The sequence below is a fragment of the Thioalkalivibrio sulfidiphilus genome, from assembly GCF_000377945.1.
Lineage (GTDB): Bacteria > Pseudomonadota > Gammaproteobacteria > Ectothiorhodospirales > Ectothiorhodospiraceae > Thioalkalivibrio_A > Thioalkalivibrio_A sulfidiphilus_A.
The window spans coordinates 88,865-101,702 of the sequence record NZ_KB898929.1 but is presented as its reverse complement, the minus strand read 5'-3'; the positions used below and the strand labels follow the sequence as shown (position 1 = coordinate 101,702).

The following is a 12,838-nucleotide window of genomic DNA, read 5'->3' as shown; positions in this document are numbered from 1 at the left end:
CACGAGGCCGTGACCGAAGATCGGGCTGACCTTCAAATGCCGGAAGCAGCCACTGAGTTGCTGTTTCAGTCCGATGCGGGAGAACAGTGCCTGAAACACCACGAGGCCGGCGAACGAGGTCAATTTCTGGTCCTCGAACCGGATATCGGGAATGCGATGGGTCTTGCGATGAACGGCGGCTCTGCTACACTTCATCCAGACGGTCTCCGTTGGTTTTGTTGGACGGTGTGGTGCCACCAATTCTACCAACTTCGAGACCGTTTTTTTATGCGTGCAAGCCATCTTCTCCCACCGATTTAGGCCGTTTTCTGGACTTCACTTTTGGTGAGGTCCAGCAACAGCCGTGCAACAGGCAGTTCGTACCGTATATAAGCCGTTTTCTTGTAAAACCGTGCCGGATTTATGCAACTGTCGGGTAAACGCACAGGCTCAAGCGCCTTTCAGCAGATCCAGCGCCCTGGCATGCAGTGCCGGGGTGGCGGCGGCCAGCACGCTGGTGGTCTCCAGGGTCAGTTCGCGGCCGTCCAGGTCGGTGAACACGCCGCCGGCCTCGCGCACGATCACCGCCAGGGCGGCGATGTCCAGGATGTTCACGTCGGACTCCACCACCAGGTCGATGCGACCCGAGGCCAGCAGGTGGTAGTGGTAGAAATCCCCGTAGCCGCGGGTGCGGTTCACCTGGCGCACCAGGCTGCCGAGGGCCTCCCAGCGATCACTGCCGGCCAGGGTCTTGATGTTGCCCAGTGACAGGGTGGCATCGCTGAACGCATCCACCCCGCTGACCCGGATGGGCTTGTCGTCCAGGTAGGCGCCGAGCCCCTTCTCCGCGTAGGCGATCTCCTCGAACTCCGGCGCGCTGGAGACCCCCATGACCAGCTCCCGGGTGTGCATCAGGGCGATCTGGGTGGAGAAGAACGGGTAGTGACGCACGAAGCTCTTGGTGCCGTCGATGGGGTCGATCAGCCAGGTGTAGGGGGCGCTGCCGGTACTGTGCCCGGTCTCCTCGCCGAAGAAGCCGTGGGCCGGGAAGGCCCCGGTGATGATGCCCTTGATGGTCTTCTCCGTCTCCACGTCGGCGATGGTTACCGGGCTCTGGTCTGCCTTGAGTTCCACCGGGATCTCCTGGCGGTAGTAGCGCTGGATGACCTTCTGGGCAGCCTGTGCGGCCTCGATGGCGGTCTGGAGAAACGGGCTCATGAATACGGGTTCCTGACGGGTCGGATGGCGTGAAAAAGAGGGCGAAGATTATCATGGGCGGATCAGGCCGGCATCCCGCGGCCGCTACAGAACCCGCACAGCGCGCCGGGGTCTATGTCTTTGTCGACCGGCGGAAGCCGGAATCCGGGCGGACACTCGATCCCGCCGCGCCTGCCTCCAGGAGAATTTCAACGCCATGAAACCCCTGAATCTTGCCGCTCCCCTGCTCCTTGCCGCCGCCGCCCTGGGCCTGGGCGCCTGCGCCAGCCTGGACGGCTGGCAGTCCCCCCATGCCCGCATCCCGGTGGGCACCACGATTACCCTGAACCAGGACCTGTCCATCCCCTCGGGCCATGCCCGGGTGTTCATGCAGGACGGCCGGGTCATCCCCAAGAGCGCGGTGAACATCTACTACCCCCACTGCAACTTCGAGGTCTCCACCGTCAGCGACGGCAGCGGGCGCATCGGGGCGGACCGGTTCCTGGTCACCGGCACTCGCCAGGGTTACGTGGAAGTGGTGCGCGGCCCCGCGGCCTCGGTGCAGGTGGCCGCCGTGGGGCTGGTGATGGCCGGCGAAGACGCCGGCGGCCCGCCGCCCATGAGCCGGCTGGTGCACTACCGGCTGCACGCCGAGCGCCAGCCGGACGTGCGCGGCCTGACCTGTCACGGCGGCATGGCCGAGGAATGGGAGGCCGCGTATCCGACCCTGGACGAGATGCGCCAGGTGCTGGGCGGGATCGTCAGCCTGGGAGACTGATGACCTTCTCGCCCGCCCCCGGCAACAGGGTGGCGGCCACCTCGGCGGTCACCGGCCGGCCGGTGAGGTAGCCCTGCACCTTGTCACAGCCGGTGGCACGCAGGTAGTCCAGCTGGGCCTGGGTCTCCACGCCCTCGGCCACCACCTCCAGCCCCAGGCTGTGGCTCACGCCGATCACCGCCTCGGTGATGGCCCGTGCATTCTCATCGCCGGGCAGGCCGCTGACGAAGGAGCGGTCCACCTTCAGGTAGTTCACGTGGAAGCGCTGCAGGTAGCCCAGTGACGAGTAGCCCGTGCCGAAATCGTCGATGGCCACCACCACGCCTGCGTCGCGCAGGCGCCTGATGCGTTCCTCCGCCAGGCTGACGGGCTCCATCAGGGCACTCTCGGTCAGTTCGATGATCAGGGACTGCGGCTGCACCCCCGCCTCGCGCACCACCTCCAGGACCTCCTCCACGAAGCCCGGCTGACAGAAATGGCGCGCCGGGATGTTCACCGACACCGGCACCGGTTCGAGCCCCGCATCGGCCCAGGCCCGCACCTGGGCACAGGCGCTCATCAGGGCCCAGCGCCCCAGGGCAAGGATCAGGTCGCTCTGCTCCGCCACCGGGATGAACACCCCGGGGGAGACCTGGCCGCGCTCGGGATGCTGCCAGCGCATCAGGGACTCCATGGCAGCGATGCGCCCGCCGGCGACGTCCAGGATCGGCTGGTAGTGCAGGCGCAGCTCGTCCCGCTCCAGGGCATGGCGCAGGCCGGTCTCGATGCTGAGCCTGGAGAACACCGCCTCGGTGAGGGCGTGGGTGTAGAACTGGAAGTTGTTGCGCCCCTCGCGCTTGGCCAGGGCCATGGCGGTGTCCGCATGGCGCAGCAGCGTGGCCGCGTCCGTGCCGTCGGCGGGGAACACGGCGATGCCGATACTCGCCGTGCAGAACAGTTCCTGGCCGCCCAGGCGCAGCGGTGCGCGCATGGCCTCGAGGATGCGCTCCGCCTGCATGCCCGCATCCGCGGCATCCGACAGCCCCTCCAGGATGATGCCGAACTCGTCGCCGCCCAGGCGGGCCACGGTGTCCGAATCGCGCACGCAGCGCCCGAGGCGGCGGCCGGTCTCCCGCAGCAGGGCATCCCCCGGGCCATGCCCCATGCCGTCGTTGACCAGCCGGAAACGGTCCAGGTCCAGCAGCAGCAGGCCCACGTGCTGGCCGTTGCGTCCGGCCATGCTGATGGCATGGCCGAGCCTGTCCTCGAACAGGTTGCGGTTGGCCAGACCGGTGAGCGGATCGTGGTTGGCGAGGAAATCGATCTCCTGCTCCGAGCGCTTCTGCGCGGTGATGTCCGAGAACACTGCGACAAAATGGCTCACCTCGCCGTCCGGGTCAGTGAGGGTGCTGATGGTCAGCCACTCGGGATAGATCTCACCGTCCTTGCGCCGGTTCCAGATCTCTCCCGTCCAGATGCCCTCGTGCTTGATCGTGTCCCACATGCGCCGGTAGAAGGCCTTGTCCTGGCGCCCGGAGGACAGGAGGCTGGGATTGCGGCCCACCACCTCCTCGGCGCTGTAACCGGTGACCTGCTCGAAGGCCCGGTTGACGCTCAGGATGCGCGCCCGGGCATCGGCGATCATCACCCCCTCGGTGGCGGTGTCGAAGACCCGCGCATGCAGGCGCAGGCTCTCCTCGATGCGCTTGCGACCGGTGATGTCCCGACAGCTGAACACGCCGCCGCGCACCCGAGCGCCGTCCAGGATGGGACGAAAGGCATAGTCCACCACCAGCACCCGGCCATCGCGGTGATAGAGGGTCTGATCATAGGCGCGGCGGATGTCCCCGGGCATCGGATCCCCGGCCAGGCAATCCCCTTGGCCCTCCCAGACCGAGCGTCCCTGACCGTCGCGGATCTGCAGCACTTCGGACAGGCGATGCCCGTGCATCTGACCGATGCTGCGCCCGGCCAGCGCCTCGGCGGCCGGGTTGGCGAACTCCACCCGGCAATCCGCATCCAGACCGAAGATGGCCTCGTCCACGGTCTCCAGCACCTGGGCTTGGCGCCGGGACTGGGCCAGCACCTCGGCCTGCGCCTGGCGGCGCTGTTCCACCTCCCGTTGCAGGCTGCGGTTGGCCACGTTGAGGTGTTCGGTGCGCATCTCCACCCGGGACTGCAACAGGCGCCCGGCCTCAGCGAGTCGGCGGTTGAGGCGCTGGCCTCGGAACAGCGCCAGTGCAAGTCCGAACAAGAGGAGAAGTCCCGCTGAGATCTGCCAGCGGTACTGGGCCCAGAGGTCGGAGAGGCCCAGATGCCTGGGTGCGTCGTAGGGCGCCAGGCGCAGGGTGTAGAGCAGCTCATGCACCGGCTGATAATTGAGCGGCGCGGTCCAGCCCTGGATGCCGGCGGCCCGCGCGGCGGGATGTTCCTCGGGCATGGACAGCAGCGCCACCGAGACCTGGTTGGCCAGGGACACGGGCACATGGGGCAAGGCCGCCAGGGGCCACTCCGGATACAGGCGGGTGCTCAGGCGCAGGGACAGACCCTCGGAGGCCCCCCGCGCGCCCACCACCCGGAAGGCATCCAGACGCACCCTCCGCTCCTCGGCCATGGCCTCGAGGATGCCGGTGCGCACCACGCCCGCGTCGTAACGGCCGCTCAGCACCGCCTGGACCACCGCGTCGTGATCCCCCAGGAAGTCCATGCGCGCCAGGGCACGGTGCTGCGAGATGCCCAGCTCGTGCAGTTCGCGCAGCAGCATCTGGTAGCCGCCGAAGGAATGCTCGTGCACCGCCGCGATACGCTGCCGCTCCAGGTCCCGCAGATGCCGCAGGTCGTCCCGGTCCGCCCGGGTGAACACCACCGCGCCGAAACGGCAGCAGCCCTGGCCGGAGCGCAGCCCGGTGTCCAGAGAAGCCAGGGGGCGAGCACCGTGGAGATACTCCAGCCGGGCATAGAAGCCCGGGTTGGTCAGCACCAGGTCCACATCACCCCGGGCCACCACCTGTTCCAGCTGGTTGAAATCCAGGGGCCGCAGTTCCACCCGGTGATCCGCCAGCGCCTCGTCCAGATAGCGGGCCGTGGCCGACCAGCGTGACCGGGCGTCCGCCTCACCGCGAAACTCCAGCACCCCCAGGCGCAGGGTCGCGCCGTCCTCGGCCATGGCCGGCGAGCCGGCGAGGCCCAGCAGGAGCAGGCCCAGCCAGGGCAGGACGCGAATGTTCGGCAGGGAAGCGAAAGGCAGGTTCACGGGGATATACTTTCGGGTTTGGGACATCCCCCGAGCGGCCAGGGCCGAACGGGTCAAGCGTCCCGAGCAAGGGGTTTTTGCGATGCACAAAGGATTGCTATCGTAACAGTTCGCCCCGCCAGACACCGGAAAAATGACAATTCATTGACCGGAATCATCCCCAGCCACTTTCGGAGAGCCCATGGCCAGCTTCCAGGACAACCTTAAACAGCTCCCCTCCATCGACCACATCGCCCGCCTGGAGCTCTATGGCGACGGCTACGAGCCCGAGGCCAGCATCGAGAACAAGCCCGGCAGCCAGGGCTCCCTGGCGGTCTACTACAAGGTCTCCTTGGACCACGGCGGGCTCACCCCCAACGCCGCCCGTGACGCCCTGGGCCTGTTCGCCGAACACGTGCAGGATGCCCACGACCACCCCGGCAAGCACCCCAACATCGACCGGCTGTTCAAGGTGATCGACGAGGATCTGTATTACTCGGTGAAGGCCGTACCGAAGGTGTGAAGTGGGAATTGGGAAGTGGGAATTGAGCAGCGAAACAGCCATGGGCGGTCGGGCGAGTCCAAGGCCCTGGATCATGCGCCAGGTCTTCATTTCGTACTTCCCAATTCACACTTCTCACTTGATTTTCATCCTTCTCCTATGAGGTGCACCGCCACCCGCCGCACCTGGGGCGCCCGGCGGTGCTCGAACACGTACAATCCCTGCCAGGTGCCGAGCGCCAGGCGGCCGTCCATCACCGGGATGGAAAGCTGGGTCTGGGTGAGCGCACTGCGCACGTGGGCGGGCATGTCGTCGGGACCTTCCAGGGTGTGGCGGTAGATGGGGTCGTTCTCCGGCACCAGGCGGCTGAAAAACCTCTGCAGGTCTCCCCGCACGTCCGGATCGGCGTTCTCCTGGATCACCAGACTCGCCGAGGTGTGCTGAATGAGCAGGGTCAGCAGCCCGGTGCGGATCCCCGCATCCGCCACCCACCGGCGCACCGGGTCGGTGAACATGTAAAGCCCCGGACCCCGGGTCTCGATCTCCAGCATGTGCGTGGTCTGCATCAGGGACATGGTGCGACAATCCTCCCGATATTCTCCGTTGTGTGACGACGCCGATGGATGCCACATCTTACCCCCAGGTCCTCGAACAGCTGCGCGCGCGTTGCAGCGCGCGGGACTACGCCAAGGGCGATGCCGTGTTCCGCCACGGCGACCCGGCCCGCGCCGTGTACTACCTGCTCACCGAGGGTTCACCAGCGGGCGAGTTGGAACTGAATTTCACGCTGACCCAGTGGGCGGATCTGCTGGGGCTCACCCGGGAAACCCTGTACCGGACCCTGGCGCGCCTGGAGGAGCGGGGCGAACTGACCCGCAGCGGCCATCGCCTGCGGCTCACGGACAGCCGAATGCGCCCCGGTGCCTATGATCTGGATCATAGGCACCGGCGCTCGGGACGCCTACGATCCGGGTTTGAGCCAGCCCATCATTCGAGGACCCCATGAAAGCGATCCTGACCAGTGCCCTGTTGAGCCTCAGCCTTGCCATCCCCGCCCTGACACACGCGGACAGCCGTGAAATGGTGCAGATGCCGCCCATGATGCAGGAACACATGCTCGCCAACATGCGCGATCACCTGGAGGCCATCGACGAGATCCTGGCGGCCCTCAACATGGAAGACTTCGATGCCGCCGCCAGGGTGGCCGAGTTCCGCCTGGGCATGAGTTCCCTGGAAAGTCATGGCGCCAGCCACATGGCCCAGGTGATGCCCGCCCCCATGCGCGAGATGGGCACCCACATGCACCGGGCCGCCAGCCAGTTCGCACGCACGGCCGAGGAAGGGGATCAGCTCAACGCCTTCCGCGCCCTGCGCGCGGTGACCCAGAGCTGCGTCACCTGTCACGCGGCCTATCGCATCCGCTGAACAACACCCGTCCACCGTGGCCGGCTGGTGTCCGGCCCGGTGGATGGCCTTTGTCGTGCGCTTGCCCGACACTGCCACCATGGGACGCTCCCCGACCCCATGGCTGCGCGCGGTCCGCGCGCCCTTCCTGCTGGCCTCGCTGCTGCCCGGCCTGCTGGGTCTCGCCTGGGCCTCCCATCGGGGGCTCGAGCTCGATCCGCATGACCCTCTGGGCGCTCATGATCCACACCGCCGTGATCGCGGCGAGCCTCTGGGCCACGGCGCCCTGAGATGAAGTACGAGGTGCGAATTGTGAAGTGTGAAAAACCCTCAATTGACTTCGCACTTCCCGATTCACACTTCGAACTTTAGTTCACCGATTCACAAACTCCACCGACATCCCCCGCTCGTCCACCCGCAGACGGGTGAGCGCCGCATAGGGCATGCGCAGTCGGTAGAGGGCCGCGGGGGAGACGTCCATGGCCAGGGTGATGGCGGCGCGGATCACGCCGGAATGGGCCACCACCAGCAGGTGACCGCGGGCGTGGCGCTCGGTCGCCGCGGCGAGTGCAAGCCTCACGCGTCGGGCAAATGCGTCCAGGGGTTCGGCGCCCGCGGGCCGCGCACCCACCGGGTCGCTGTAGAAGGCCAGGTACTCGTCCAGGGCCTCGGCCTTGATGGCCTCGGGGCTGCGCCCCTCCCAGCTGCCGAACCCCACCTCGCGTAGTTCAGGCTCCACCGAGAGCGCAATACCCCGCTCACGGGAGAGGGCCTCGGCGAATTCACGGCAACGGCGCATGGGAGAGGTGATGATGTGATCCCAGGACGCAGCGTTCGCCTGCACCGCCGCGCGCATCTGCGCCCAGCCGGTCTCGCTCAGGGGATCATCGATGCCGCACCCCCGGTAGCGCTGACCACCCTCGGGCTCACCATGACGCAGCAGGTCAATCAACATAAAGACAGTGGCGGGAAGTCAGTGGCTAGTGGTTAGTCTCAAGTGGCAAGGGAAACCACCCTCACCCCAACCCTCTCCCTGAGGGAGAGGGGGAAAGATCGGTTCTGACCTTCCTTGCCACTTGCCACTTGAGACTGGCCACTGCCCCTATCCTGCCCATCCCGCCAGGGTCATCAGCGCCAGCACCGCCAGGAACACCACCAGGGTGCGCATGATCAGGTGGTTGGCCCGCTCCACCAGGGCATTGATCTCGTTGGGGTCTTCCCAGTGTTCGCCGCGCACGTGATCCAGGTGCAGGGACTCGGCACCCGCCTCCCTCAGCAGGCGCGTATTCTCCTCGGCCATGTTTGCCCAGCTGCCGGGCAGGAACCGCGTCAGCACGGCAAAGGCCGTGTCGAAGCTGCCCACCAGGGCGTAACCCAGGGCGAACAGGCGGGCCGGGATCCAGTCCATGAGGGCCTGCAAGCGGGCGGCGGCAGCCATCACCCCTTCGGGGCGATCCTCGCCGGGGGTCTTGAGCAGACTGCCCAGTCGGTAGATGAAGGCGCCCAGGGGACCGAGCACGGCGAACCAGAACAACACGGCGAACAGGCGGTTGTTGGCCTCGGAGAACATGGCCTGGACTATGGACAGGGTGCGTTCACGCAGGTCCTCCGGGACCTCCTGCTGACCCAGCAAATCCCTGGCGTGGCGCTTCTGGCGCTCCTCGTCCTTCATGGCGCCAGCCTCCACATAGGCCTCCACCTGGTCGTTGAGATCCTTCGGACCCAGGCACAGCAGCAGGATGATCACCCCCAGCACGATGTCCAGCAGGCCCAGAACAGCGCCGTGCACCAAGAGGGCCACGATGGCCAGCAGCAGCACCGGCGGCAGCAGGGTCACCACGAACACCGCCGTGCCGTCCGAGATGCCCAGGGACTCCATGCGCTCACGGATCCAGTTGGCATAACCGTCCAGCCAGCGGAACTGGCGCAGGTCGTCCAGGGTGCCGGCAAAGCGCTCCAGGAACAGGGCGATGAGGATGGTGATCAGTGACATGGGCGGTCCGGGGTTCGTGGCCTAAGCCCAGAGTTTCGGGCACGCCACCGGCCGGCGCAACCCCGAGGGGCGGTATTGAAGTGCGAAGGGGGAATTGGGAAGTGGGAAGTGGGAAAGAAACCAGCCTCACCCCCACCCCCTATTCCCTTCCTACATCCTACTTCCTACATCCTACTTCCCAATTCCCACTTCGCACTTCCATTTATCCCCCCGCGCTCACGGTCACGCGGTCGGCACCCGGCTCCAGGCGCCCGCGCAGACGCCAGCTGCGGTCCTCGGGCTCCAGATGCACGTGCCAGCGGGCGGCGGGCAGGCTGGCCAGCGTGCCCTGCCAGGTGCCTTGCCCGGCGTCATGGGTCAGGCGGATCTCCGCGTCCTTGTTGGCCCGGGTGGGATGCAGCAGGCGCAGGGTCAGCGGCGCCGGCGGCAGGGGGGTGCCTTCCATGCGCAGGACGAAGTACTCACCTTCGCGGACCAGCTCGCCGCCCAGGCCCAGCTGGGCGGCGAAGCGTTCACGCTCCAGCACCTCGTTGATGGCTCGCCCCTCCTGGTAATAGTCGGCCACCACCAGCCCGTCGGGCTCCCAAGTGGCGGCACGCAGCAGCGCCATGCCCACGAACACCGCCGTCACCGGCGGGATCATCAGCAACCAGGGCCAGGGCTGGCGGTACCAGGGACCGTTGTCCTCTCTCACATAGCGCATGGTTAATGCCCTTCTGTCATGGATATCTTAAAGAATCAGGAGAGTCCGCAAATGAACGCCAATCAGCGCAAATGAGATTCAAAAAGCCCTAACGCAAAGGGCGCAAAGGTATGCGCGAAGGGCGCGAGGGATCTTCTGATAAAAGAAAGTCCTTTGCCCCCTTCGCGGTCCGGCTTCTGAGGTTCCATTTGCGTCCATTCGCGTTCATTCGCGGACCCAACGACTTCACCGCATCCGCCCGACAAAACGTCCGGCACGTTCGTTGCCGGCATCCGGTTCGCCCGCCACCCGGGCGATGAAGACCAGCTCGGCGGTGGGGGCGTCGAGCACCACCGGATCCAGGCGCACCCGGGCGGGCAGTTCCACCACCCCGCCGGCCGGCACGGGGACGGGCATCACCCGGTCGATCACCAGTTCAGCACCTTCCAGGCCACGGATCTCCACATGGTACTCGCGCAGGCTGTCGGACTTGTTGAGCAGCTTGAGGGTGTAGACGTTCTCCACCCGGCCGTCGGGCAGTTCACGGAACAGCACATTGCGGTCGCGGATCACGTCGATGCCCACCGGGTTGCGGCTCATGATGCCGTACAAAAGCCCGGCCATGAGCACCAGCAAGAGTAGGGCGTAGAGCACCACCCGGGGACGCAGCACCTTGGTGACCTTACCCTCCATGGCGTTCTCGGTGGTGTAGCGCACCAGGCCCCTGGGGTAGCCCATCTTGTCCATCACCTGATCGCAGACGTCCACGCAGGCGGCGCAGCCGATGCACTGGTATTGCAGGCCGTCGCGGATGTCGATGCCCGTGGGACAGACCTGCACGCACAGGGTGCAGTCGATGCAATCGCCGAGACCCTTTTCCTTGGGATCGACGCCGCGTTTGCGGGAACCGCGCGGCTCGCCGCGTTTTTCGTCGTAGGAGATGATCAGGGTGTCCTTATCGAACATGGCACTCTGGAAGCGGGCGTAGGGACACATGTAGATGCACACCTGCTCGCGCATGAAACCCGCATTGCCCCAGGTGGCGAAGGCGTAGAACAGGATCCAGAAGGTCTCCCAGCCGCCGGTCTGGAAAGTGAAGAAGCGCGGCATGAGTTCGGCGATGGGCGTGAAATAGCCCACGAAGGTCAGGCCCGTGAACAGGGCAAATATCAGCCAGATGGCGTGCTTGGTGCCCTTGATGGCGAGCTTGCGGCCACCCCAGGGGGCCTTGTCCAGCTTCATCTGCGCCGAGCGGTCACCTTCGATGCGCCGCTCGATCCACAGGAAGGCCTCGGTCCATACCGTCTGGGGGCAGGCGTAGCCGCACCACAGCCGCCCGGCCAGGGTGGTGAAAAAGAACAGGGACAGGGCCGCGATGATCAGCAGCAGGGCCAGCAGGAAGAAGTCCTGGGGCCAGAAGGTCCAGCCGATCACGTGGAACTTGCGTCCCGGCAGATCGAACCAGATGGCCTGTCGGTCACCCCAGGTGAGCCAGGGCGCGCCGTAGAAGATGCCCAGCAGGCCGAGCACGCCCGCCGTGCGCAGGCGCGCGAACAGGCCGTGCACCTCGCGGGGATAGACCTTGGCGCGCTTGGCGTAGAACTCCTGTTCGTTGCCTTCCGGGGGTGTGGCGGCTTTGCTCATGGACGCGGCATTCGGGCTGGTGGACCTTTGCCGGCCCCGGCAGTGTCGCCGGGGCCGATCATGGGTTGAGATTCAACGGCCGGCGGGGCGGCCGAAATAACTGGTCAGGGCACTGGAGACGGCGGTGATGGCCCAGAGGCCGAAGAAACCCGCCGAGTAGGCGCCCAGGCGCGTGACACCCTCTGCGCCGGGCACGTACAGGGACAGCTCGGCGGGATCGATCCAGGTGAACAGCAGCACCGTGGCCAGGCCGGCGGTCAAAAAGGAGGGCCAGAGGATGGCGATCACCCGCTGTGCCAGCGAGGTGTACAGAGGATCACGCACATCGCTCATGGCCGCTCGAACACCCCTGACCTATTGCGCTTGATGTGAGAGGCTATAGACGTAGGCCGCCAGCACGTGCACCCGGTCCTCGCCCAGGAAGTCGCCGAAGGCGGGCATCACCCCGTGGCGTCCCTCGCGGATGGTGCGGGCGATGGCACCGGCGGAGCCGCCGTAGAGCCAGATGTTGTTGGTCAGATCCGGCGCGCCCAGGGCGGTGTTGCCGGTCCCCTCGGCACCGTGACACACCGCGCACATCACCGCGAAGCGGGGCGCACCCAACTCCGCCAGCTCGGCATTGGCGTCCTCACGCCCGGCCAGGCTCAGCACGTAATGGGTCACCTGCTCCACCCCGTCCGCGCCCAGGGCATCGCCCATGGCCGGCATCACGCCCTGGCGTCCCGCCATGATGGTCTGGTGGATGTCGGCGGGCGAACTGCCCCACTGCCACTGCCCATCGGTGAGATTGGGGAAGCCCGGTGCGCCCCGGGCATCGGAGCCGTGGCAGGTGGAACAGTAGTTGAGGAACAGCCGCTGACCGGTGCGCAGCGCGTCCTCGTCCCGGGCCAGGGCCGGCAGATCACGGTCCGCGTAGGCGGCGAAGATGGGCCCGAAACGCTCCTCGAAACGGCTCGCCTCCTGCTGGTACTGGCCTACGGAGGACCAGCCCAGGAAGCCGGCGAAGCGGCCCAGGCCCGGATAGAGCGCCAGGTAGATCACCGAGAACACGATGGTCAGGTAGAACATCCACAGCCACCAGCGGGGCAGCGGGTTGTTGTACTCGGACAGGTTGCCGTCCCAGACGTGGCCGGTCTCCTGCCCCTCCGCCACCTCACCGGCGCGGCGCTTGCTGGTCCAGCGGATGAGCCAGAAGATGCCAACGATATTGGCCACCGTGAGCACAATGACCCACCAGTGCCAGAACGTGCTCATGTCATGTTCAGTCATGGTTCTTCTCCCCTGTGCGACGCTTGCCCTGGGTGCCCTCGTCTTCCGCGAAGGGCAGCATGGAGGCCTCGTCGAATCGTTTCTTCTGCCGACCGCTGTAGGCCCAGACCACGATGCCGATGAACAGCACCATGAGCAGCAGTGTGAGCAGGCCCTGCATCAATCCGATATTCATGGCA

At 66.3% G+C, this 12,838-nt stretch carries 15 protein-coding genes and 1 pseudogene; 5 read left to right on the top strand and 11 right to left on the bottom strand.

Going from position 1 to position 12,838, the window contains the following annotated elements; all coding sequences use genetic code 11:
- Nucleotides 1–195: pseudogene (locus D580_RS0105345) on the bottom strand (IS1380 family transposase); the annotation flags it as partial.
- A 234-nt stretch (nt 196–429) separates the two neighbouring features.
- Entirely contained in the window at nt 430–1,197 is a 768-nt protein-coding gene (locus tag D580_RS0105340) for an inositol monophosphatase family protein (RefSeq protein ID WP_018953398.1), read from the bottom strand.
- 196 nt (nt 1,198–1,393) lie between these two features.
- Here D580_RS0105340 and D580_RS0105335 point away from each other — a divergent pair, with 196 nt between their 5' ends.
- On the top strand, nt 1,394–1,954 hold the full coding sequence (locus D580_RS0105335) for a hypothetical protein (protein WP_018953397.1): 561 nt from the start codon (nt 1,394–1,396) through the stop codon (nt 1,952–1,954).
- Here the strand turns inward: D580_RS0105335 and D580_RS0105330 are convergent.
- The gene (locus D580_RS0105330) at nt 1,938–5,186 is read right to left on the bottom strand and encodes an EAL domain-containing protein (protein WP_018953396.1); all 3,249 of its coding nucleotides are present in this window, start codon (nt 5,184–5,186) and stop codon (nt 1,938–1,940) included. The genes D580_RS0105335 and D580_RS0105330 overlap by 17 nt on opposite strands.
- Nucleotides 5,187–5,367: 181 nt before the next feature.
- On the opposite strand from D580_RS0105330, the gene D580_RS0105325 reads away from it, so the two are divergent.
- Nucleotides 5,368–5,688, top strand: coding sequence for a DUF2322 family protein (locus tag D580_RS0105325; RefSeq protein WP_018953395.1), 321 nt, complete (start codon nt 5,368–5,370; stop codon nt 5,686–5,688).
- Nucleotides 5,689–5,813: 125 nt separating this feature from the next.
- On the opposite strand, the gene D580_RS0105320 is transcribed toward D580_RS0105325, so the two are convergent.
- Nucleotides 5,814–6,242, bottom strand: a complete 429-nt coding sequence (locus D580_RS0105320; RefSeq protein WP_018953394.1) for a secondary thiamine-phosphate synthase enzyme YjbQ — start codon at nt 6,240–6,242, stop codon at nt 5,814–5,816.
- Nucleotides 6,243–6,286: 44 nt separating this feature from the next.
- Between D580_RS0105320 and D580_RS0105315 the strand changes: the two genes are divergently transcribed.
- From D580_RS0105315 to D580_RS0105305, 3 genes are all read left to right on the top strand, one after another.
- A complete protein-coding gene (locus D580_RS0105315) occupies nt 6,287–6,673 on the top strand; it encodes a helix-turn-helix domain-containing protein (RefSeq protein ID WP_018953393.1) in 387 nt (128 codons plus the stop codon).
- Entirely contained in the window at nt 6,670–7,092 is a 423-nt protein-coding gene (locus tag D580_RS0105310; RefSeq protein ID WP_018953392.1) for a cytochrome c, read from the top strand. Before D580_RS0105315 ends, D580_RS0105310 begins: the two co-directional genes overlap by 4 nt.
- A gap of 79 nt (nt 7,093–7,171) precedes the next feature.
- On the top strand, nt 7,172–7,366 hold the full coding sequence (locus D580_RS0105305; RefSeq protein ID WP_155999731.1) for a hypothetical protein: 195 nt from the start codon (nt 7,172–7,174) through the stop codon (nt 7,364–7,366).
- 78 nt (nt 7,367–7,444) lie between these two features.
- On the opposite strand, the gene D580_RS0105300 is transcribed toward D580_RS0105305, so the two are convergent.
- From D580_RS0105300 to D580_RS15220, 7 genes are all read right to left on the bottom strand, one after another.
- A complete protein-coding gene (locus tag D580_RS0105300; RefSeq protein ID WP_018953390.1) occupies nt 7,445–8,026 on the bottom strand; it encodes a histidine phosphatase family protein in 582 nt (193 codons plus the stop codon).
- Nucleotides 8,027–8,173: 147 nt separating this feature from the next.
- Nucleotides 8,174–9,064, bottom strand: coding sequence for a regulatory signaling modulator protein AmpE (gene ampE / locus D580_RS0105295; RefSeq protein WP_018953389.1), 891 nt, complete (start codon nt 9,062–9,064; stop codon nt 8,174–8,176).
- A gap of 202 nt (nt 9,065–9,266) precedes the next feature.
- Nucleotides 9,267–9,767, bottom strand: coding sequence for a FixH family protein (locus D580_RS0105290; protein WP_018953388.1), 501 nt, complete (start codon nt 9,765–9,767; stop codon nt 9,267–9,269).
- A gap of 225 nt (nt 9,768–9,992) precedes the next feature.
- Nucleotides 9,993–11,390 (bottom strand): cytochrome c oxidase accessory protein CcoG, encoded by a 1,398-nt coding sequence (ccoG, locus tag D580_RS0105285; RefSeq protein WP_018953387.1) that lies wholly within the window; start codon nt 11,388–11,390, stop codon nt 9,993–9,995.
- A 72-nt stretch (nt 11,391–11,462) separates the two neighbouring features.
- The gene (locus D580_RS0105280; protein WP_018953386.1) at nt 11,463–11,723 is read right to left on the bottom strand and encodes a hypothetical protein; all 261 of its coding nucleotides are present in this window, start codon (nt 11,721–11,723) and stop codon (nt 11,463–11,465) included.
- A 21-nt stretch (nt 11,724–11,744) separates the two neighbouring features.
- Nucleotides 11,745–12,659 (bottom strand): cytochrome-c oxidase, cbb3-type subunit III, encoded by a 915-nt coding sequence (ccoP, locus tag D580_RS0105275; RefSeq protein WP_018953385.1) that lies wholly within the window; start codon nt 12,657–12,659, stop codon nt 11,745–11,747.
- Entirely contained in the window at nt 12,652–12,834 is a 183-nt protein-coding gene (locus D580_RS15220) for a CcoQ/FixQ family Cbb3-type cytochrome c oxidase assembly chaperone (protein ID WP_038043194.1), read from the bottom strand. The genes ccoP and D580_RS15220 overlap by 8 nt, the downstream gene beginning before the upstream one ends.
- Nucleotides 12,835–12,838 lie beyond the last annotated feature (4 nt).

Excerpts from the sequence above, each read along its gene's own strand:
- D580_RS15220 (WP_038043194.1), bottom strand. The coding sequence starts at position 12,834 with ATGAATATCGGATTGATGCAGGGCCTGCTCACACTGCTGCTCATGGTG.
- ampE (WP_018953389.1), bottom strand. The coding sequence starts at position 9,064 with ATGTCACTGATCACCATCCTCATCGCCCTGTTCCTGGAGCGCTTTGCC.
- D580_RS0105290 (WP_018953388.1), bottom strand. The coding sequence starts at position 9,767 with ATGCGCTATGTGAGAGAGGACAACGGTCCCTGGTACCGCCAGCCCTGG.
- D580_RS0105335 (WP_018953397.1), top strand. The coding sequence starts at position 1,394 with ATGAAACCCCTGAATCTTGCCGCTCCCCTGCTCCTTGCCGCCGCCGCC.
- D580_RS0105315 (WP_018953393.1), top strand. The coding sequence starts at position 6,287 with ATGGATGCCACATCTTACCCCCAGGTCCTCGAACAGCTGCGCGCGCGT.
- ccoG (WP_018953387.1), bottom strand. The coding sequence starts at position 11,390 with ATGAGCAAAGCCGCCACACCCCCGGAAGGCAACGAACAGGAGTTCTAC.
- D580_RS0105325 (WP_018953395.1), top strand. The coding sequence starts at position 5,368 with ATGGCCAGCTTCCAGGACAACCTTAAACAGCTCCCCTCCATCGACCAC.
- D580_RS0105320 (WP_018953394.1), bottom strand. The coding sequence starts at position 6,242 with ATGTCCCTGATGCAGACCACGCACATGCTGGAGATCGAGACCCGGGGT.
- D580_RS0105340 (WP_018953398.1), bottom strand. The coding sequence starts at position 1,197 with ATGAGCCCGTTTCTCCAGACCGCCATCGAGGCCGCACAGGCTGCCCAG.
- D580_RS0105310 (WP_018953392.1), top strand. The coding sequence starts at position 6,670 with ATGAAAGCGATCCTGACCAGTGCCCTGTTGAGCCTCAGCCTTGCCATC.
- D580_RS0105280 (WP_018953386.1), bottom strand. The coding sequence starts at position 11,723 with ATGAGCGATGTGCGTGATCCTCTGTACACCTCGCTGGCACAGCGGGTG.
- D580_RS0105305 (WP_155999731.1), top strand. The coding sequence starts at position 7,172 with ATGGGACGCTCCCCGACCCCATGGCTGCGCGCGGTCCGCGCGCCCTTC.
- D580_RS0105300 (WP_018953390.1), bottom strand. The coding sequence starts at position 8,026 with ATGTTGATTGACCTGCTGCGTCATGGTGAGCCCGAGGGTGGTCAGCGC.
- ccoP (WP_018953385.1), bottom strand. The coding sequence starts at position 12,659 with ATGACTGAACATGACATGAGCACGTTCTGGCACTGGTGGGTCATTGTG.